Raw genomic sequence first — 20,004 nt, forward strand, 5'->3', positions numbered from 1 at the left:
TAGTTTTAAAAAAGAATCAATGGCATGAGGTAACACTCTTAAAAAGTACAATACTGCAACATGAGAAAACTTATGTACAGGAGGAAACGAAGTGGAGAAGATTAAAGTTGGTATCATTGGTACCGGTTTTATCGGGCCAACACATATTGAAGCCATCAGAAGACTTGGCTTTGTAGAAGTAGTTGGTTTGGCGGAAACTAGTCAAGAAATAGCTGAAAAAAAGGCAGCGGAGCTTGGAATCCCAAAGGCGTATGGTGATTATCGTGAAATGCTCCAGGACCCCGAATTTAAGGTCGTGCACAATTGCACACCAAATCACCTTCACTTTGCAATTAATAAAGAGATCATTTTAGCAGGAAAGCATGTCGTATCAGAGAAACCGCTGGCAATGAATAGTAAAGAATCAGCGGAATTGCTAGAGTTAGCAGAAAAACACGGCGTTGTCCATGCGGTGAACTTCAATTACAGACAGCATGCCAGTGTCCAAAACTTACAAGCGATGATTGCAAAAAGTGACCTTGGAAAAGTGAATTTGGTACACGGAAGCTACCTGCAGGATTGGTTATTGTATGAAACAGATTATAACTGGCGTTTAGCGCCGGAAGTAGGCGGAAAATCACGGGCGGTAGCGGATATTGGGTCCCATTGGTGTGATACAGTCCAATTTGTAACAGGCAAAAAGATTGTGGAAGTATTTGCTGATTTAGCAACTGTTGTTCCAGTAAGAAAGAAGCCTACAGGAAACGTAGCTACTTTTGGGGCACAGACTATAGAAGATATGGAATATGAAGATGTTCCAATTAATACAGAAGATTATGCATCCGTTCTTGTTCGTTTTGAAGATGGATCAAGAGGAGTCTTTACCGTATCTCAAGTAAGTGCCGGACGGAAAAATAGATTAAGCTTTGAAATTAATGGAAGCAATAGCTCTGTTTTCTGGAACCAAGAGGAACCTGAAAAGCTATGGATTGGTCATCGTGATCGAGCAAATGAACTTCTGTTAGCGGATCCTTCCCTGTTTACGGCAGATGCAAGGTCTGCGATTCACCACCCAGGCGGACACAATGAAGGCTGGCCGGATGCATTGAAAAATATGATGTTGAATTTCTACTCTTTTATTCGCGATAACAAGAGCCTGAAAACAGATAAGCCTAAATTTGCTACATTTGAAGATGGACACGTTTCGATGTGTATTACAGACGCCATCTTGGAAAGCAGCCAGCAGCAGAAATGGGTAAAGGTTTCTGCAGGAAAGAAGGTACTTTCATGAAACTAGGTGTATTTACCCCGCTGTATCAGAATCTGCCATTTGAAGAAATGCTGGATAAACTAGCAGGCATGGGTGTTGAGGCCGTTGAATTGGGGACAGGAAATTATCCCGGCAACCATCACTGTAATCCGGATGAATTACTTGCCTCACCTGAAAAAACCAGAGCATTCCTGCGAGCGCTTGAAACAAGGGGAATAACCATCAGTGGTTTAAGCTGCCACGGGAATCCGCTGCATCCGAATGTAACAATAGCCAAAGAGTCACATGACGTTTGGCGAAAAACAGTATTACTGGCAGAACATTTAGAAGTTCCTGTTATCAATGGTTTTTCCGGCTGTCCGGGTGATCATCTAAGCAGCAAGAATCCAAATTGGGTTACATGTTCATGGCCGCCGGAATATTTAGACGTGTTGAACTGGCAATGGAACGAAGTCGTGATTCCTTATTGGAAAGAGGAAGCGAAATTCGCAAAACAGCACGGCATTAATCAAATTGCTTTTGAAATGCATCCCGGATTCGTGGTCTATAATCCAGAAACATTACTGAAGTTAAGGGAGCATGCCGGAGAAAATATTGGCGCCAACTTTGATCCAAGCCACCTAATCTGGCAAGGAATTAACCCGGTCGAGGCGATTAAAAACCTTGGCCGTGAAAAAGCGATTTTCCATTTTCATGCGAAAGATACTTATTTAGATCAAACCAATATTAGTGTGAATGGTGTTTTAGATACAAAGCATTACAGCGAAATTTTAGACCGTTCATGGACATTTAGATCTGTAGGATATGGCTCGGATGAAAAAATGTGGAAAGACATTGTGAGTGCCTTAAGAGCGGTTGGTTATGATTATGTCATTTCCATTGAACATGAAGACATGCTGGCTTCAACGGACGAGGGATTAAAGAAAGCGATATCTCTATTAAAAGGCGCCATGTTTAAGGAACAAGTAACTGATATGTGGTGGGCTTAATTTTTGTGATTCAAACTAACTTATTGGAGGCAGTACGATGACAACAATGCAAGCTGTATTTTTTCCAGGAGACAAAAAGGTAGAAATTCGTCAGGTTGAAATCCCAACACCAGGACAAGGAGAAGTACTCATTCAATTAAAGGCGTCTGCTATTTGCCGCAGTGATATGAGCTTGTACTATGGAACATCTGTTTTTGAAGGAACAAAATGCGGATGCACGGTTCCTGGACATGAGCCGGCTGGTGTTATTACAGGAGTAGGTAATGGTGTATCTAATTTCAAGCCGGGTGACCGGGTTGCTGTTTACTTAGCATTAGGCTGCGGTGAATGTGCTCATTGTAAGAGCGGATACAAAATGTTCTGTAAGGAATTTAAGTGCATTGGTTTTGACTCTCATGGCGGCGACGCTGAGTATATGGTAGTTCCTGCTGAAAACTGCATGAGACTTCCGGATAGCATGAGCTTTGTAACAGCTGCCGTTTCAACAGATGCAGTAGGGACCCTGTATCACGCACAAAAGAGATTAGGGATTTCCGGCAGAGACTATCTTGTCATTTTTGGAATGGGCCCTATGGGCGGTGCCGGTGTGATGATTGCTAAAGGATTAGGTGCAACGGTTATCGCGGTTGACATGCTGGATGAGCGCTTGGAGCTTGCGAAGGAATTAGGTGCAGATTACACCATCAATGGGAAAACGATGAATGTTCAAGAAGAAATTGCCCGTATTACAAATGGTGCCGGTGCAGACGCAGCGATCGATTGCTCCGGAAGCCCGTATGCTGAAAATGATGCATTAGATTGTGTGAGAGCACATGGACGTGTGGCCTTTATCGGCGAAAGCAAAGAGACAACGATTAAGCCTAGTCAGCAGTTAATTCGTAAACAAATTTCGGTGATGGGTTCATGGTACTTCCCAATTCAAGAGTTCGATGAGATTGCTGAGTTTATTGTCAGAAAAAATCTCCCTGTTGAAAAATTAGTTACTCACCAATTTAAATTGGAAGAAGCGGAAACTGCATTCCAAATGTTTGATGAAAGAAAAACAGAAAAAGCAGTATTTGTTTGGGAATAATCACCAACGATTAACAAAACTAGTAGTTGTAACTTGATTTTTGAGGAGGATAAATGAATGAAGCTTGCATTTAATACTTGGGTTTATAATTCTTTTCCATCTATGTTGCCATTTTATCCATTAGAAGAAACGATTAATCGAATCGCTGCATTTGGTTATGATGGAATTGAAATAGGTTGTGCGAGTCCCCATGCTTGGCCGGATTATCTCTCCAATGAGAGAAGAAAAGAAATAGCTCAACATTTAAAACGGAACAATCTTAATGTTGCGGCTATGCTTCCTGCACCTGGGGGAGGACCTGGAGTCAATCCATCCTCGGCTTTAAAAGAAGAGCGTGAATTTACGATAAAACATTATAAAGAAGTCATTCGCCTGGCACATGACTGGGAATGTCCAACTGTTATGTGGCTTGCCGGCTGGTTCGGTTTTGGAATGAACAAACAAGAGGCATGGAAATATAGCCTGGAGGGTTTGCAAGATGTCGCAAAATATGCGAAAGATCTAGGAATCACCTTAGTAGTTGAACCTCAGGCAGCTGATTGTAATTTAATCGAATCCGCGGATGATGCTTTGCAGCTGGCAGAAGAATCAGGTGAATCCAATGTGAAAGTGATGTTTGATACTTTCCATGCCCTATTCCGTAGTGAAGTACCGAGTGATTATGTATATAAAATGAAAGATAAGTTGCATCATGTTCATATTTCGGATGACGATCGATTACCGCCTGGACAAGGAACCGTAAATTGGGATTCGGTATTAAGAGCATTAAAGGAAATCGATTACAAGGGCTACCTCTCCATGGAAATTGGTTTTGGTACCAGAAAAGCGGATCCTGATTGGTATGCGAAAACATCCATTGACTACTTGAAAGAAAAATTAAAAGAAATTGGCTGTAAGTAAGCTTTAAACCTCAAATTTTTAAGATGAATTGATAACAGGGCTGACCTAGATACTAAAATTCTACAAGGTTGGCCCGCTTGAACAAGAAATTTTAACCTTGCAAGGGCATTAAAATACTATTATTTGATTTCCAAATCAATACTAAAATTCAACATTATTAAATTAATCAATTATTGGAGGCTATCATGAAAAAACTTACTTCATTAATCGTTACGATACTATTAATTAGCAGTTTGGCTCTTATGGGCTGTGGAAAACAAAGTGCCAATACTTCGGGGCAGCAAAAAAATGAAAAAGCAGCAACAGAAAAAGTTACTTATCCTCTAACCATTAACCCGGAAATACCAAGCGATCAGAAAATTTTAAGTACAGGTCCAAATGGAGAAACAGCCACTCCTGCAGCAACTTTGCAATTGTCTGAAGAGGATGTAAAGAAAATTAAAGAAGGTAACTACAAAGCGGCTATTTCCATGCACTATGCAGGAAATGATTTCTCAACTGCCATCATCAATGGTGTGAAAGATACTTTTGAAAAAATGGGCATAGAAGTTGTTGCCGTTACGGATGCACAATTTAAGCCTGAAAAACAAATCTCAGATATCGAAACAATCATGGCTAAAAAACCAGATGTTATCGTAAGTTTGCCGGTCGATCCAGTTGCTACTGCTCCCGCTTTTAAAAAGGCTGCAGAAGCAGGCGTAAAATTAATATTTATGGATAGTGTGCCAAAAGGATTCCAAGCTGGAAAAGATTATGTAAGCGTTGTCTCATCAGATAACTATGGAAACGGTATCTATGCAGGCGAAGTCATGGGTGAAGCGCTAAAAGGAAAAGGTAAGATTGGTGTTATCTTCCATGATGTTGACTTCTTTGTAAATAACCAGCGTAAAGAAGCATTCGAAACAACCATTAAAGAAAAATATCCAAATATTAAAATTGCTGTAAGTGGTGGAATTATAACTCCTAATGATGCTGAAAAAGTAGCTTCTGGTATGTTAGCAAGAAACCCAGATTTAGATGGCATTTTTGCGATTTGGGATGTACCAGCGGAAGGAACACTTGCTGCAGCTCGTACAGCAGGGAAAAATGATTTAGTCATTACTACAGTTGATTTGGGAACTAATGTAGCGCTTCAAATTGCTTCTGGAGGAAATGTAAAAGGTCTTGGAGCACAGTTACCTTATGAAAATGGAGCTGCCCAAGCCCTTGTTGCTGGATATTCATTACTTGGTAAGCAATTAGATCCATTCTATGTTGTTCCAGCGATGAAAGTAACACAAGAAAATGTCTTAAAGGTTTGGAAAATGGCTTATCGTCAAGATGCCCCAGAAGTTATTCAAAACGCAGCAAAATAAACATCAATTAGCAGCTAGGAAAGTAGATTACAAACTTCATATAAAAGAACTAAAAACTCAGGTAGTGGCCGCTTTTAAATACGGTCTCTATTTAAAGAATGTGAAATCTAGGGGAAGTTCATAGACTATTAAAATTGGTGATTAGGAGATGTTCGAATGATTAAGTACTCTTACAACACGCTAGTATATGCAGGAGAAGATATTGAAACTAGTATTGCTAGACTTGCTAAATATGGTTATGACGGTGTGGAATTTGTTGGCGAGCCAGAACAAATGGATGCTGACCGCATTAAAGAATTACTTGATAAATATAATATTGAAGCTTCCACAATTTGTGCTATTTATAATGCTGAAAGAGATCTAGTTTCAAGTAATGAAAATATTAGAAAAAATGCAGTCAATTATTTAAAAAGCTGTGTCGATTTTGCCAGCAAAATCGGAGCAAAAGGAATCTCGCTGACTCCAACTGCCTGTATGAAAATTTATGAAGAGGCCGATCGAGAAACTGAGCTAAAGTGGGCTGAGGAAGGAATACGCGAAGCTGGTATTTATGCAGGAGAACATGGTGTCAGGTTGACAGTAGAAGCATGGAATCGCTACGAAAACTATTTAATCAATCGATTAGAGCAATCACTTGAGCTGGTTAATCGTGTTAATCTGCCAAGCGTAGGAGTTATGGGTGATACGTATCATATGAATATTGAAGAAGTCGATATTGCGGATACCATCAGAATGGTTGGAGATAAATTATATCACCTTCACATCGCTGACAGTAATAGAGCGGCACCAGGCAGGGGACATATCGATTTTAAGCCAATCGCTCAGGCTTTGCGCGATATTAACTATAGCGGATATTTAACGATGGAGCTATTGCCTCCGTTTGCAGATCCATTTAATGGAACAAGATGTGAAGAGTTTTATGATCAATATACAGAAGAGTCAATCGTTTTCCTAAAAAAATTATTTAAGGAGGAAGAATAAAATGGCTCAGAACACATTAGTTAACAATCAAGGTACAGATTCAGGGTTTGATCAAAAAGAAATGAAAGCCGCAGTAACTTATGCAGCACATGACTTAAAAATTGAAACGGTACCTGTTCCAGAAATTAACGATAACGAAGTTCTCATCAAGGTTAAAGCTTGTGGAATTTGTGGAACAGACCCACATATTTACAACGGTCATTTCCCTGCTCCTATGCCATTAATCCAAGGTCATGAATTTGCTGGCGAAGTTGTCAAGATAGGAGCTGCCGTTACCAGTGTAGCAGTTGGTGATCGAGTAACTGCTGATATTAATATTAGCTGCGGAAATTGTTATTATTGCCGTACAGGCCAAAAGCTTTTCTGTGAGAACATTAAACAACTTGGTGTTCATACAAACGGAGCATTTGCTGAATTTGTAAAAGCGCCGGAAAATAATACTTATAAGTTACCAGAAGGAATGTCTTGGGAGGAAGGTGCTTACATTGAACCGCTAGCTTGTGTTATTCGCGGGCAGGAGCGGGCAAATGTAGTCATGGGAGATATCGTCGCGATTATTGGTGCAGGTCCAATGGGTCTGGCGCATGCTGTTATGGCAAAGTTAAATGGAGCAAGCAAGGTAATTATTTCGGAAATGAACAAAGCGCGTCTTCAGAAAGCAAGAGAACTGGGAGTAGACGTTGTTATTGATGCATCAGAAAAGGACCCTATTCAAGAAGTCTTTCATGCGACGGAAGGAAGAGGGGCGGATGTTGTATTTGAAGTAGTTGGAGCAATGCCAACCTATAGACAAGCATTCCAAATGGTTAGAAAAGGTGGGACAATCGTAGCCTTCGGTGCGGCCCCTGCCGATCATACACTTGATGTGAAGCCATTTGAAATCTTTAGTAAGGAACTGACTATTGTTGGCTCCTATGCAGGTACTTATGGAACATGGGTTAAAGCGATTCAATTACTTTCTTCGAAGCGATTTAATCCAAAAGCCATCTTCAGTAAGACAATTAAATTAGATCAATTAGAAGAAGGTATTGTAGAGGCAGATAAAAACAAAGACACGATTAAAATCTTGGTTGAAATTGAATAATAAATGGACTGAGAATATTTCTAGCGAATGAAAGGGATAAATAAGTTTTTATCCCTTTCATTTATTCCGCATTGTCAAAATTTTAAGTTGTAGGGAGCGATTATCAGAATGTTCAAATATAGTGCTACACAATGGATATTCGGAAATGAAAGTTTAGAAGATAGCTTAAAAAGGCTGAAAAAATATGGTTATCAGGGTGTCGAACTAGCTGGTGAGCCGTATACCATTGATGTTGAGGAAACCAAAGAACTTTTAAAAAAATATGAATTGGAATGCAGCTCCATTTGTGGGATTTTTACTCCTGAAAGAGATCTTTCGTCATCAAATGATGAAATTAGAAAAAATGCCGTGGAATATGTAAAAAAATCGGTTGAGTTAGCTAAAGCTTTAAATGCTTCAACCCTTATTGTCGTCCCTACATGTGTTGGTAAACTAAGTCCAGAAACGACTCTTGAGGAGGAATGGAATAATGCGATTTTGAGTGTGAAAGAGGCAGCGCTATATGCGAAGGAACAAGGAATTACTCTTACCATTGAAGCATTGAATCGTTATGAGACCTATTTAGTTAATAATTTGACTTTAGCCGTACGTTTTGTTGAGGAAATCAATGTAGAAGGTCTGGGGATTATGGCTGATCTGTTCCACATGAGCATAGAGGAACGTAGTATGACTGAATCGATAAACAAAATTTCACGTTATCTTGCCCATGTACACATCGCTGATAACACAAGGGAAGCAGCGGGGCTAGGTCAAACGGATTTTGGACCAGTCATTTCGCTACTTAAAGAACTGGGTTATAAGGGCTATATTACGATGGAGTTCCTGCCTGCCGTGTCAAATCCTTACGTAGCATCAGGCCTTCAAGGTGAATCTACTATTTTTGATGACTTCACGAAGCAATCTATCGAACATATGAAAGAAATTGTTGGAGCAATATCATAAAAGAGATTAAGTATAAAGGTGGAAATTATAGATGATTATCATTCATGCGTATTTTAAAGTGGATCCAGGGCATCGCCAATCATTCCTGGACGAAGCTAAACTAGTAACGGAACCATCTCAAGCGGAAGAAGGCAATATTAGCTATCAATATTACGAACATCCAGAACAGGCCAATACCTTTGTGTTTGTAGAAGTGTGGAAGGATCAAGCGGCAATTGACGTTCATGAAGCAACCGCTTATTTCCAAAACTTTATCCATGCTGTCCCAGGACTAATAAGCGAACCAATCCAAGTACAACTATTTGAAGCGACCGAAATAAAAGGTGCCTAACTCAAAGTAAAGCGTTAATTGAGTGAGGGTCTGACCCCTAGTACGGTGAAACGTAACCTCAGTGGGCATCTGCCCCCCAACAGAGTTTAAGACTCAAGAGTCACTTCTTAATTTGAAAGTTTGGTAATAAAGGACAAGGGTTAACTCTCTACTTATGTGTGAGCAAGAGTTAATCCTTTTCTTATAGTATTAATAATTTAACATTACGTCAGGTTAAGTTAGTACATTACGAACGATAGAATCTTTTGGAGAATTCACTAAATAAGGGAATGATCAGAAATGAATTTACAATTAAAAAATAAAACGGCCATCGTAACAGGAGGCAGTAAGGGAATAGGGAAAGCAATAGCAAAGGCTTTAGCAGCAGAAGGAGCTAACGTTGTCATTTGTGGCCGAGGATTAGAGGCATTATCTGAAGCAAGAAATGAGATCGAACAAGTTGGAGGAAAGGTGATTGCCGTACAAGCAGATTTATCAAACCAAGAAGATGTAGAGCGCCTTGTGTCTGAAACGGTTTACTGCTTTAAAACCATTGATATTTTAGTTAATAATGCCGGTGTTGTTAATAGATTCGATGATTTTGAATCTTTGGAAATAGAGGACTGGCAGAAGCTTTTTGAAGTCAATATTTTTGGCGCCGTACGAGTAACAAAGGCTGTTATCCCTTATATGAAAAAGGCGGAATATGGGAGAATCATCAATATTTCTTCTGAATGCGCAGAGCAGCCTGATGCGTTTATACCGCATTATAATGCTTCCAAAGCGGCACTTAACAATTTTTCAAAGAGCTTATCAAAAGCGTATGCAGCGAATGGAATTTTAGTCAATACCGTTTCCCCTGCATTTATCATGACACCATTATTAGAGAACTTGTTAAATGATTCCGCAGCGGAGCAGAATATCAGCTTTGATGAAGCCGTGCAGGCATTTCTAAAGGAGAATCGCCCTCATGTGGAAGTAAAAAGACCTGGAAGAGTAGAAGAAGTGGCCTCAGCTGTCGTTTATTTAGCATCAAGTCAGTCCTCTTTCATTAATGGGGTAAATCTTCGAGTGGATGGCGGCTCTGTAGCAAGTGTATAACTAACAACGTATAACCTTTGCGGGCATATGCTCATTCTAAGATACTAGCTTTTCTATTTGTTGGTATAGCAAAAAATGATTTTGCCCGCTGAGCTTTTAATTTTTATAACTAGTTACTATAAGGGGACATGCAGTGTGGAGAAATCCTCTATTCTATTAAATACTCCTCGGTTTTTTACTATAAGAGAAATAAATGAAAATAGTCCTAATTGGTTTAAACAACATTCCGATAATGATTATACAGAGATAATATATATTCAACAGGGGTGTGGAGAATTTATTTTTGAAGAAAAACCTTTTATGGGACAAGAAGGAGATCTTATTATTTTTCATCCTTTTAGTCCTATCGAAGGAAAATCTTGTATCGATGATCCTCTTAAAGGGATTTCTATCTGTTTTTCAAATCTGCATATCAATGGTAACGATAAAGGCTGGTTAACAGATCCTACTGATTTTCCGATTATTCATTTGCTTGAAGAAAAAAATGAGATTCATAACTACTTTCATGCTATACTACGTGAATATGACTTGAAGCATTCTGGATATCAATATGTGATCTCCTCGATATTACAAGCCGTTATTATTAAAATTACTCGTCTTTTGAAAAATACGAATCATCATTCCGTTTCTCCAGTCTGCCTTGAAGTAAAAAAATATATAGAAGAAAATTTTAGACAAGAGCTAACATTAAACGATTTAGCTAATATTGTATATGTTAGCCCCTACCATTTATCTCATGTTTTTAAAGATGAAGTGGGACTGCCTCCCATACAATATTTGATTCATTGCCGTATAGAAGAAGCAAAACGATTACTTAAACATTCCAATCTTTCTGTAAGAGAAATTGCATCCATTATCGGATACGAAAATCCAAATTATTTTAATTTACTCTTTAAAAAAATGACAGGAAGCCCGCCAGGCAAATTTAGAAGAATGAAAACCTAATACTCTAATCTTTCTAAAACATAAGGAAAGATTAGAGTATTTTTATTGCAAATTTTAACAATACCTTTATTGAAAAACTTTAAGTCAGCTTGCATGTAAGCATTAACAAAATTGTGTATTTTAATTCGCAATTTTGTTAATTTTTTATAAATTCTATTAAATGTATTATTAATATGTAAATAGTATTTACTAGTGTTATACCGATTGATGCTAGGGTAGAAGATACTTTTACAGAAAAAATGTAATCGGTTACATTTACCACGAAGCAATGACAGAAGGAGGAAAAAATCATGTCTACAAAGATTAATAGAAGGGACTATAGTCTATCAGGCAAAGAGAGTAGACTGGCGCAAGAAAAAGGAATTGCCTCAGCTGAATGGTACGCTTCCCCGATTCCTCGCAAAAGGATGAAGGAGCTGATGAAGCGAAAGGACGGTCCGGCGATTCGTGATACGATCCTTTGGTTTGGTTTGCTGATTATCCTAGGGATTATTGCCTATCATAGCTGGGGGACATGGTGGGCTGTTCCTGCATTTGCAGCATACGGCGGAGTTTATGCGCTGACTGGTAATTCCAGGTGGCATGAGGCTGGCCATGGAACCATGTTCAAAACGAGTTGGAAGAATGAAGTGGTTTATCAGATTGCCTCTTTTATGAACTTATTTCCGGCAACGCCTTGGAGATGGAGTCATGTTCGTCACCACACGGATACCTATATAGTTGGTCGGGATCCCGAGATTCATGCCCCGAGGCCGCCGGTCTGGCGAGTACTTATGGTGGAGTTGTTCCACGTGATGGGTGGACTAACAGACTTGAAAAGAGTTGTCATGCATGCCTTCGGTAAGATGGATAAAGAGGAGATGGAATATATTCCACCTTCAGAGTTCAAAAAATGTTATTGGGAAGCGCGTGTGTGGTTACTCATCTTTGTGGCAGTAGCAGTAGCTTGTGTGTACACCGGAAGTATATTGCCAGCAATGTTTATTGTTCTCCCGACCTTTTTCGGTTTCTACGCCGTTATGCTTATTGCGTGGACACAGCATTTAGGTCTGAATGAAGATGTTCTCGATCACCGTTTGAATACTCGCACTGTCTATATGAATCCGTTTATTCGATTCCTATACTGCAACATGAATTATCACATCGAGCATCACATGTTTCCGATGGTGCCGTATCATGCTTTACCGGCACTTCATGAAGAGATGAAGCATGATTGTCCGCCGGCAAGCCCTAGTATTGGGGCGGCCCTAAAAGAGGTCTTTTCAGCCCTTGCAAAACAGCGCAATGATCCAACCTATACGATAGTCCGAAAGTTGCCCGAAACCGCACTTCCCTATCTATATGGCCCTAGTCCTTTTGGAACAGTGGCTGAAGATTCGACACCTATACAAGAAGCAAAATCAGTACGACAGGAATCTCCAGGGCGTGATATACCTGTCCAATAAAGCATTCTTTTTTACCTTCAGACTTTTCAGGTAGGCATTATCATTTAACAATTTGACTTATATTTTACCTTTGTATATGGAGGGACATATCTTATGAAAGTTAAAGATTGGATTGAAACGTGTTCTGTCGATGATATCGATGAGGAGGATGTAATCCGGTTTGATTATGAAGATCGGACATTTGCCATTTATCGTACAGACAAAAACGAGTATTACGCGACCGATGGATATTGTACACACGGAAGGATTCATTTGGCGGATGGACTCGTGACGGGTACTCAAATTGAATGTCCGAAACATAATGGCCGGCTCGATTTCAAAACTGGTGAACCAAAGCGCGCACCGATTTGTAAAAAAATAAAGACCTATCCTGTTAAGATTGAAGCGGGTAATATCTTTATTAAGATTGACTGAGGGGGAGAATCGGAACGATTGTAAGTTATAACTTTTTAGGGGGTTGAAAGTTGGTTAAATTAAAAAGCATTAAGTCGCTCTGGGGGATGGACGGCCCGTTAGAGAGCCAGTTCGAAAGGATTGCCAATGCGGGTTACGATGGTATTGAAAGCCCGCTGCCAACTGATCTGGCCATCATTGGAGGGATTCCTGTAGAGGAGAAGCAATTCAGAAACCTGCTGGACCAATATAAACTCGGTTATATAGCAATGGTATTTACAGGCGGTGACAACCATGCCGAATCATTTCGAGAGCAAGTTGAACGTGCAGCTGAATTGGACCCCATCATGATTAATTCGCATAGTGCCAGGGATAACATGACTTTTGTTGAACAGGCTGAATTTTTCGAAAGTGCGCTACCCATCGAGCAGAAGGTGCGAATTCCAGTTGGCCACGAAACCCATAGGGGACGAGCCATGTTTACGCCCTGGACCACAGGGGCGCTACTCAGGGAATTTCCCGAGCTCAAGCTTACTGCGGATTTCAGCCACTGGATATGCGTATGTGAGTCGCTTTTGGAGGATCAGATTGATCATTTGGAATTGGCGTTCAAACGCACGATTCATATCCATGCACGGGTCGGATATGCGCAAGGCCCGCAAGTTCCACATCCAGGTGCTCAGGAATACTCGCTTGAGCTGAGTTCACATGAACATTGGTGGAAACAAATCGCCAGGGCACACGTGCTTGCAGGTACCCATCTTACTTTCACACCAGAGTTTGGTCCGCCGCCTTATATGCCAAGGATGCCTTTCACGAACGAGCCGGTTGCCGATTTGTGGCAAGTTTGCCTATGGATGAAGGAACGGTTTGGACAAATTGTGAATTAACACGTTTTGTCATCCAGGTTTTAAAGTACGTACTATAGAATGAAGATTTTTAGAATATGAGCATTTAAATTTTAATAGTAACTACAGTTCCAATTAACAGAGGGGGGTTATCAAAAATGAAAAAATTATCTGGATTATTTTTAATGTTCTTAATTTTTGGAATTATATTGGCTGGATGTGGAAATAGCGATAAAACAAACGGAAGTACGCCTGCTGCTACAGAAGATAATACTTCGTCGGATAACAATAAATCGGAGAACACTTCTGTCAACGGACCATTAACCATTAATCTGAATCTACCAGATAAAGAGATTTTGAGTAAAGGTCCTAATGGAGAAAGTGCAGTATCCGCTAAAACCCTGCAGCTTACTGCGGAAGAATTGGAAAAAATCAAAAAAGGAAACTACAAAGCTGCTGTTTCCTTGCATTATGGAGGGAACGATTGGTCAACAGCACAAGTCAAAGGCCTTCAGGATACCTTTGCTAAGATGGGTATTGAAATTGTAGCTAAAACTGATGCAAATTTCAAATCGGAAAAACAGGTTGCCGATATTGAAACGATTATGGCTAAAAAACCAGATATTATTGTTAGTATCCCTGTAGATCCAGTTTCAACCGCACCAGCTTTCAAAAAGGCAGCCGAAAATGGTGCGAAACTGGTCTTTATGGACAATAAACCGGATGGTTTTGAGCATGGAAAAGCCTATGTAAGTGTTGTTTCTGCTGACAATTATGGAAATGGTGTTGAAGCTGCTCATATTTTGGCTGAAGAGGTTGGTAAAAAAGGTGAAATTGGCGTAATATACCATGATGCGGACTTCTTTGTGACCAAACAAAGAACAGAGGCATTTGAAAAAACGATAAAAGAAGAGTATCCGGACATTAATATTCCTGCACGAGGAGGTATCATGGGACCGAACGATGGTGAGAAAGTTGCTTCGGCCATGCTGACCAAAAATCCTAAATTGAAAGCACTCTTTGTAGTATGGGATGCTCCTGCAGAAGGTGCGATGGCAGCTGCACGTACGGCAGGTAGAGAGGATCTCGTTATTACCACCATCGATTTGGGAACAAATGTCGGCCTTGAAATAGCGAAGGATGGCTTGATCAAGGGACTAGGTGCGCAATTACCATACGACCAAGGTGTTGCCGAAGCCATACTTGCTGGCTATTCACTTCTTGGAAAAGGAACTCCTGCTTATGTTGCAGTACCTGCTCTAAAAGTTACGAAAGACAATATTTTGGATTCTTGGAAAACTGTTTATCAAACTGATGCACCTCAAATTATTCAAGATTCTGCTAAGTAGTTTAGTGTAACGATACGTTAAGCGTAAAATCTTAAAAAAATTACTGAGGCAGTAAAAAAATGAAAAGAGGCTTCTCATTGGGAAGCCTCTTTTGCTGTGTTTAACCTGTCCTTAATACAGTTTGAGGCTGATTACGGTGAGTTTCTATTAAGAACACAGGAAGCAGATGGATCTTGGTACCGAGCATACGATTTAGAAGGAAATCCGATAACAGAACCAGCATTTTGGTTTGGGACAACCATTTACGAGCAAAAATCGTCTACAGCGACATCTATTCCTTTCCTAGTGAAACTCTATGAAATCACTGGTGATAAGAAATACTTAAAAGCTGCAGAAAATGCGGGCAGATTTGTCCGTGAAATCATTGTGAACCGTGTCCGCTTCAATGGCGGTATCCACGATAGTATCTATGCAAAAGGTCAGTTAATTGATAATGAAAGTATTTATTTTCAAATGATTGCTCTATTGGCTTTATATAAAGCAACAAAAGAAGAGTATTTCCTAAAAGGCGCTCATGATGCGGCGAGAATTAACGCTTCCTGGACAGTTTTGTGGGATGTTCCAATGCCAGAAGAAAGTACGCTTGCTAAGTTTAATTTTAGAAGTACTGGTATAGGTGCATGTGATACCCCTGGGGCAGGATATGTTCATCCATTTGAACTTTCTGGAGTGGCGGAAACAGCCGAAATCGCAGAATTAACAAATGATCGAGAATTAATGACCGTCGCAGAACTTTTATGGCATGGATGCAACCAAACAGTTGCGACTCCTGAAAAAGATTGGGGTTATGCATATACAGGTCTTCAAGAGGAAGGTTACCTCATCAGCTGGTGGGCAAATGATGATCCAATGTTTGGGAACACTGGTTTTGGAAAACGCTGGAAAGGTGAAGGAAACAAAACATGCTTCCCGTGGATTCCTGCTGTTGCCGTTTCTTGCTACTGGAAATTAATTGATCATTTCGGATCAGCTGATTTTAATGAAATCAAAAATAAGAGTTTAATACAGAACTAGCTTTATAATTCTATACAATATGAAAAAGCTGGAGAGGAGCCCTATGAATCAGATAGAGAATGAAACATTTTCATTAGGATTTAACAATCATGGAGTCATGGATAAACTTCTGCTCCGAAAAGATCCATTTGGTATGAATTGGGTAATAACGGAAGAGTACTTAAACCAATATGGATATGAGGATAAGGATAAACTGTTTGGGCAGTGTATCCTAACTACCAAAAATTCATCCTACAACAGTGTGGATGTTAAACCAGTAATGAACGTAATCGACTCTAAGAAAACAGAAATAGTGTATACACTCGATTCCCTTTCGGTTTCGTATACGTATGATTTAACGAAAGCGGATGAAATGGCTTGGTACATAAAACTATCAAATCACAGTAGTGATTCGACTGTCATTGATTCCTTTCATGTTTGGGCATCGATAGCCTATATTATGTTTCGGGATAAAAACGTAATGAAAAATATCAATGAATCATGTGCGGTTTTCCCGCATTTATCCAATGATTATAGCAAAATTGCTTGTGTAAGGCGGAATAACAAAGGACTGCATCTTGGAATTTATCATTCCAAAGGTGCTCTTGTTTCCGTTGGATCATTCTGCCGTTACCAAAATTTATTTTTTGAACAAGTATCTCCATCACTCGATGGCTGTATCTTCCATTCGCTTGAGTTAATCACCAGCAGCGAAAGGGACAAAGTAACCAAGAATGATTGGATCTATAACTATGCGAGTGATCAAGACAAGGTTTTAGCACCGAATGAGACGAGAGTATGGGAATTTACTTTCAAGCCCTTCAAGACGAAACAAGATTTTTATGAAAATAGTTTAGAGTTAAAACATCCAGTTATCCATTACACTCCAGTCATCACAAAGAATCACAGATTTAACTGTGATGTTCGAATTCCTGCTAATCATAAAATTCAAAAGATTTGCTTTGAAGAATATGTCGGACATGAAATTAAGCAAACCGATATTACCTCCCAAGCAGATCTGGCTGACCTTATTACAATCAACTATCTATTCAAAACACCAGGAGAGAAGAAGCTCCTTGTACAATTTGAAGATGGAACAATTGACTTCGTAGTATTTAATATGTTAGAGCTGATAAAAGACATCATAGAAGAACGAATCCGCTATCTATGTGAAAACTCCTTTATTAGTGATCAACAAGATGAGAACTATGCTGCATTCAAACCGATTTCGAATCAAGGTGAATCAATAGGTAAGTTGAGTCTAATCTTGATGAAGAATTTAATAGGAGAAAAATCTCTAGCTGAAATCGAAAAGGTAGAGGAAAGTGCAGTCTTTTATGTAAAAAATAAATGGTTTATTGATGGAGATTTCACCTTGCCTCGTAAACTATACGGCGGTTTTTATAGGATTTTTGATTTTGATTACATTGCCCACGTCTATTTCCTTTTATCAAAATTTAACGATGAGGATTTAAAGTATCATTCTTCGGAAACGTATCTAAAATGGGCCACAGAGATTATGATTATGAGATTCGATGAGTCCATGCATGTAGATGAGCGTGAAAAAAATGAAACGAAACTTTGCGGAGTTTTTAGTCCGTATATCAAAGACCTTCTACTGGAAACGAAAGTGCGAGACGTTGAAAATGCTGAAAAGCTGTACGAACTATGGGACTCTTTTGGGGAACAGTTAAAGGCAAAGAGCAGCAATTTAGCCGGTGCGATCACCGAACATTACTATGACAATGCAGGTTTTGGGCCATCTTGTGAAACCCTTGCTCTATTTGGCTATAAAGAGGAAGCAGCAAAATATGGTGAATTGCTTTTAGCGAATATTGGATTTAGCAACGATTACCGCGCTCAAAATCCTGACCGCTGGTGGGAAGCACTGGCCTATATGGTGCATTCCTTATGGGGTGGACTGGTTGCAAGTTCCACTTTGGTTGCATATGAGCAACTGGGGAATCCGGAGTATTTAAATGCAGCTTATCGTTCGATGATGCCGGTCTTCTTATGCTATGACTGGAATATTCAATCCACAAACAAAATCTTACAAAAAGGAGAAGCAGCCTCTACCTATTGTGTTGCTAATCCTAACTATAACTATGTGGAGTTATCGAGAAACCGCTTCGGACAATCTGTTTTCATCAATGATAACAGTAATAATGAGTTGTTTAGTGGATTATTCCAAAATGCATCAGGTGATGATTGGGATATGGGGCAGGAATTAGTTGCATATCTTCATGGTTTTGGAACAAAGACTTTCCTTTATGTAGAAGATGGTCAATTGAAGTGCATGAATGGAGAAATAGAAAAAGTGGATGACTATTACTTGATTAAAAGCTTTGCGGCCTACCCAAAAGAATATCACTTTAAAGAACACAACATCTCATTCAAAGCTCCGGATGGTGATTTGATTCCGGTTATAGCTTTTAATGGAGAAAGATTTTATGAACTAGATGTTTCGGTCTTATAATTGTAGGGTTCAACAATTTAATACTAAAAATAAGCCTTAATATACAAGTACAAACTTGTATATTAAGGCTTATTGCTTATTGCCAAGCTTTTCTATTGGTAATTATCATTCCTTAAATTATTCCCATAAATCCTTATTTTAGGATCATACAGCCTCCGTAGAACCATTTTTTGTGGATTTACACAAAATTATTGTATTTCTTCATGTAATCGATTACAATGAATGTAAAAGAAACACTGAAAGGGAAAGAAATGCATGGTAAGAATTGCGGATGTTGCAAGAATGGCAAATGTTTCAACAGCCACAGTATCCCGGGTGATAAGTAATGCAGGGACTGTAAAAAAAGAAACAGCTGAAAAGGTCTTAGAAGCAATTAAGAAACTAAATTACCAACCCAATATGCTGGCAAGACAATTGAGAAGATCCGAAACAAAAACTATTCTTGTTGTTGTTCCTGACATAACCAATACTTTTTTTTCTGCGGTGCTGCGGGGAATTGAATCGGTTGCCATAGAAAACGGATATCAGGTGCTTCTTGGAGATACACAAAACATTGTGAGAAAGTGAAGCCAGTTATTTGACTATTTTAGGGCAGAAAAAAGCAGATGGTTTAATTTTATTAACAGCAAGGACAGAGCAAAAGATATTAGAAGAATTAGCCCAGGAGTACCCTGTGGTATTGGCATGTGAATACTATGAGGGCACCCAGCTTCCTACAGTTTCAATTGATAATGTTAGCAGTTCAAGAAAGGCAACAGAATATTTAATTAGCTTAAAACACAAGAGAATAGGACATATTTCTGGACCCTTAAATGTTGTCGTTGGCCGGGACCGATGTAAAGGATTTCATCAAGCGATGGCAAAACACGGCCTATCCGTTGATCCAAGTTTGGTACAGGAAGGCGAATTCTCTTTTGAAAGTGGATTTAATTTAATGATGAAATTTTTGTCACTAGAAGAACCCCCAACAGCCATTTTTGCTGGAAATGATGAAATGGCAATGGGGGCAGTAAAAGCTGCTAAAACTAAAGGTTTTAGAGTTCCAGAAGATTTATCTGTTGTTGGCTTTGATGATATTAAATTTGCATCGATTTTTGAACCTGCCCTTACAACGATTGCACAGCCAACATTCGATATGGGCCAAAAAGCGATGCATCTACTGCTAAGATTAATTAATAATGAAGAATTAGAAAAAGATCAATTTATTCTTCCTGATAAACTAATTGTTCGTGACTCATGCAAAGAACTTACCATAGATGGGTAGTTCTTTGATTTTTGTTAGAAGCCATAAATAAAATTTAATGAAAAGCAAAAGAGGAGTAATTCTTGAACAGGAATCACTCCTTTTTCATCGTTATTATAGTGTGGGAAACAAATTTAAATCATTCCAAAATAGATTCTTTCAAAAAAGAATCAAGGAAGTTTTAAAAAAAATATTGATATCTATTCTGTAATCGATTACAATAAGGATGTCGAAAAAAGAGTTAAACATCCATATCTAAACAATAAACAAGAGGAATTTTTTTCGACTTAAATGTAATGGATTACATTTAATTTATATATAAACTAATA

General features: G+C 39.1%; 17 protein-coding genes and 1 pseudogene. All 18 read left to right on the top strand.

What is annotated here, in order from left to right:
• The first annotated feature begins 91 nt into the window (after positions 1-91).
• Positions 92-1,270 carry a Gfo/Idh/MocA family protein gene (locus QFZ28_RS29375; protein ID WP_307198114.1) on the top strand — a complete coding sequence of 393 codons (1,179 nt, stop codon included), beginning with the start codon at positions 92-94 and terminating at the stop codon, positions 1,268-1,270.
• The gene (locus QFZ28_RS29380) at positions 1,267-2,238 is read left to right on the top strand and encodes a sugar phosphate isomerase/epimerase family protein (RefSeq protein ID WP_307198115.1); all 972 of its coding nucleotides are present in this window, start codon (positions 1,267-1,269) and stop codon (positions 2,236-2,238) included. The genes QFZ28_RS29375 and QFZ28_RS29380 overlap by 4 nt, the downstream gene beginning before the upstream one ends.
• A gap of 37 nt (positions 2,239-2,275) precedes the next feature.
• Positions 2,276-3,310, top strand: a complete 1,035-nt coding sequence (locus QFZ28_RS29385; protein WP_307198116.1) for a zinc-dependent alcohol dehydrogenase family protein — start codon at positions 2,276-2,278, stop codon at positions 3,308-3,310.
• A gap of 57 nt (positions 3,311-3,367) precedes the next feature.
• Entirely contained in the window at positions 3,368-4,210 is an 843-nt protein-coding gene (locus tag QFZ28_RS29390) for a sugar phosphate isomerase/epimerase family protein (RefSeq protein WP_307198117.1), read from the top strand.
• A 185-nt stretch (positions 4,211-4,395) separates the two neighbouring features.
• On the top strand, positions 4,396-5,565 hold the full coding sequence (locus QFZ28_RS29395) for a substrate-binding domain-containing protein (protein WP_307198118.1): 1,170 nt from the start codon (positions 4,396-4,398) through the stop codon (positions 5,563-5,565).
• A gap of 156 nt (positions 5,566-5,721) precedes the next feature.
• The gene (locus QFZ28_RS29400) at positions 5,722-6,546 is read left to right on the top strand and encodes a sugar phosphate isomerase/epimerase family protein (RefSeq protein ID WP_307198119.1); all 825 of its coding nucleotides are present in this window, start codon (positions 5,722-5,724) and stop codon (positions 6,544-6,546) included.
• A gap of 1 nt (position 6,547) precedes the next feature.
• On the top strand, positions 6,548-7,630 hold the full coding sequence (locus tag QFZ28_RS29405) for a zinc-dependent alcohol dehydrogenase (protein ID WP_307198120.1): 1,083 nt from the start codon (positions 6,548-6,550) through the stop codon (positions 7,628-7,630).
• A 108-nt stretch (positions 7,631-7,738) separates the two neighbouring features.
• Positions 7,739-8,572: a sugar phosphate isomerase/epimerase family protein gene (locus QFZ28_RS29410; protein WP_307198121.1), complete on the top strand. Its 834-nt coding sequence runs from the start codon at positions 7,739-7,741 to the stop codon at positions 8,570-8,572.
• Between the two features lie 31 nt (positions 8,573-8,603).
• Positions 8,604-8,903, top strand: a complete 300-nt coding sequence (locus QFZ28_RS29415) for a putative quinol monooxygenase (protein ID WP_307198122.1) — start codon at positions 8,604-8,606, stop codon at positions 8,901-8,903.
• A gap of 279 nt (positions 8,904-9,182) precedes the next feature.
• Positions 9,183-9,983: an SDR family NAD(P)-dependent oxidoreductase gene (locus tag QFZ28_RS29420; RefSeq protein ID WP_307198123.1), complete on the top strand. Its 801-nt coding sequence runs from the start codon at positions 9,183-9,185 to the stop codon at positions 9,981-9,983.
• A gap of 135 nt (positions 9,984-10,118) precedes the next feature.
• Positions 10,119-10,928 (top strand): helix-turn-helix domain-containing protein, encoded by an 810-nt coding sequence (locus tag QFZ28_RS29425; protein WP_307198124.1) that lies wholly within the window; start codon positions 10,119-10,121, stop codon positions 10,926-10,928.
• Between the two features lie 290 nt (positions 10,929-11,218).
• Positions 11,219-12,373, top strand: a complete 1,155-nt coding sequence (locus QFZ28_RS29430; protein ID WP_307198125.1) for a fatty acid desaturase family protein — start codon at positions 11,219-11,221, stop codon at positions 12,371-12,373.
• A 93-nt stretch (positions 12,374-12,466) separates the two neighbouring features.
• On the top strand, positions 12,467-12,787 hold the full coding sequence (locus tag QFZ28_RS29435; RefSeq protein WP_307198126.1) for a MocE family 2Fe-2S type ferredoxin: 321 nt from the start codon (positions 12,467-12,469) through the stop codon (positions 12,785-12,787).
• A gap of 50 nt (positions 12,788-12,837) precedes the next feature.
• On the top strand, positions 12,838-13,656 hold the full coding sequence (locus QFZ28_RS29440) for a sugar phosphate isomerase/epimerase family protein (RefSeq protein WP_307198127.1): 819 nt from the start codon (positions 12,838-12,840) through the stop codon (positions 13,654-13,656).
• 116 nt (positions 13,657-13,772) lie between these two features.
• Positions 13,773-14,963, top strand: a complete 1,191-nt coding sequence (locus QFZ28_RS29445; RefSeq protein WP_307198128.1) for a substrate-binding domain-containing protein — start codon at positions 13,773-13,775, stop codon at positions 14,961-14,963.
• 96 nt (positions 14,964-15,059) lie between these two features.
• Complete coding sequence (locus tag QFZ28_RS29450) at positions 15,060-15,977, top strand: hypothetical protein (RefSeq protein ID WP_307198129.1); 918 nt, start codon at positions 15,060-15,062, stop codon at positions 15,975-15,977.
• A gap of 43 nt (positions 15,978-16,020) precedes the next feature.
• Positions 16,021-18,432 (top strand): hypothetical protein, encoded by a 2,412-nt coding sequence (locus QFZ28_RS29455; RefSeq protein WP_307198130.1) that lies wholly within the window; start codon positions 16,021-16,023, stop codon positions 18,430-18,432.
• Between the two features lie 255 nt (positions 18,433-18,687).
• Positions 18,688-19,696: pseudogene (locus QFZ28_RS29460) on the top strand (LacI family DNA-binding transcriptional regulator).
• Positions 19,697-20,004 lie beyond the last annotated feature (308 nt).

Source organism: Neobacillus niacini (genome assembly GCF_030817695.1).
Classification (GTDB): Bacteria; Bacillota; Bacilli; order Bacillales; family Cytobacillaceae; genus Neobacillus; species Neobacillus niacini_F.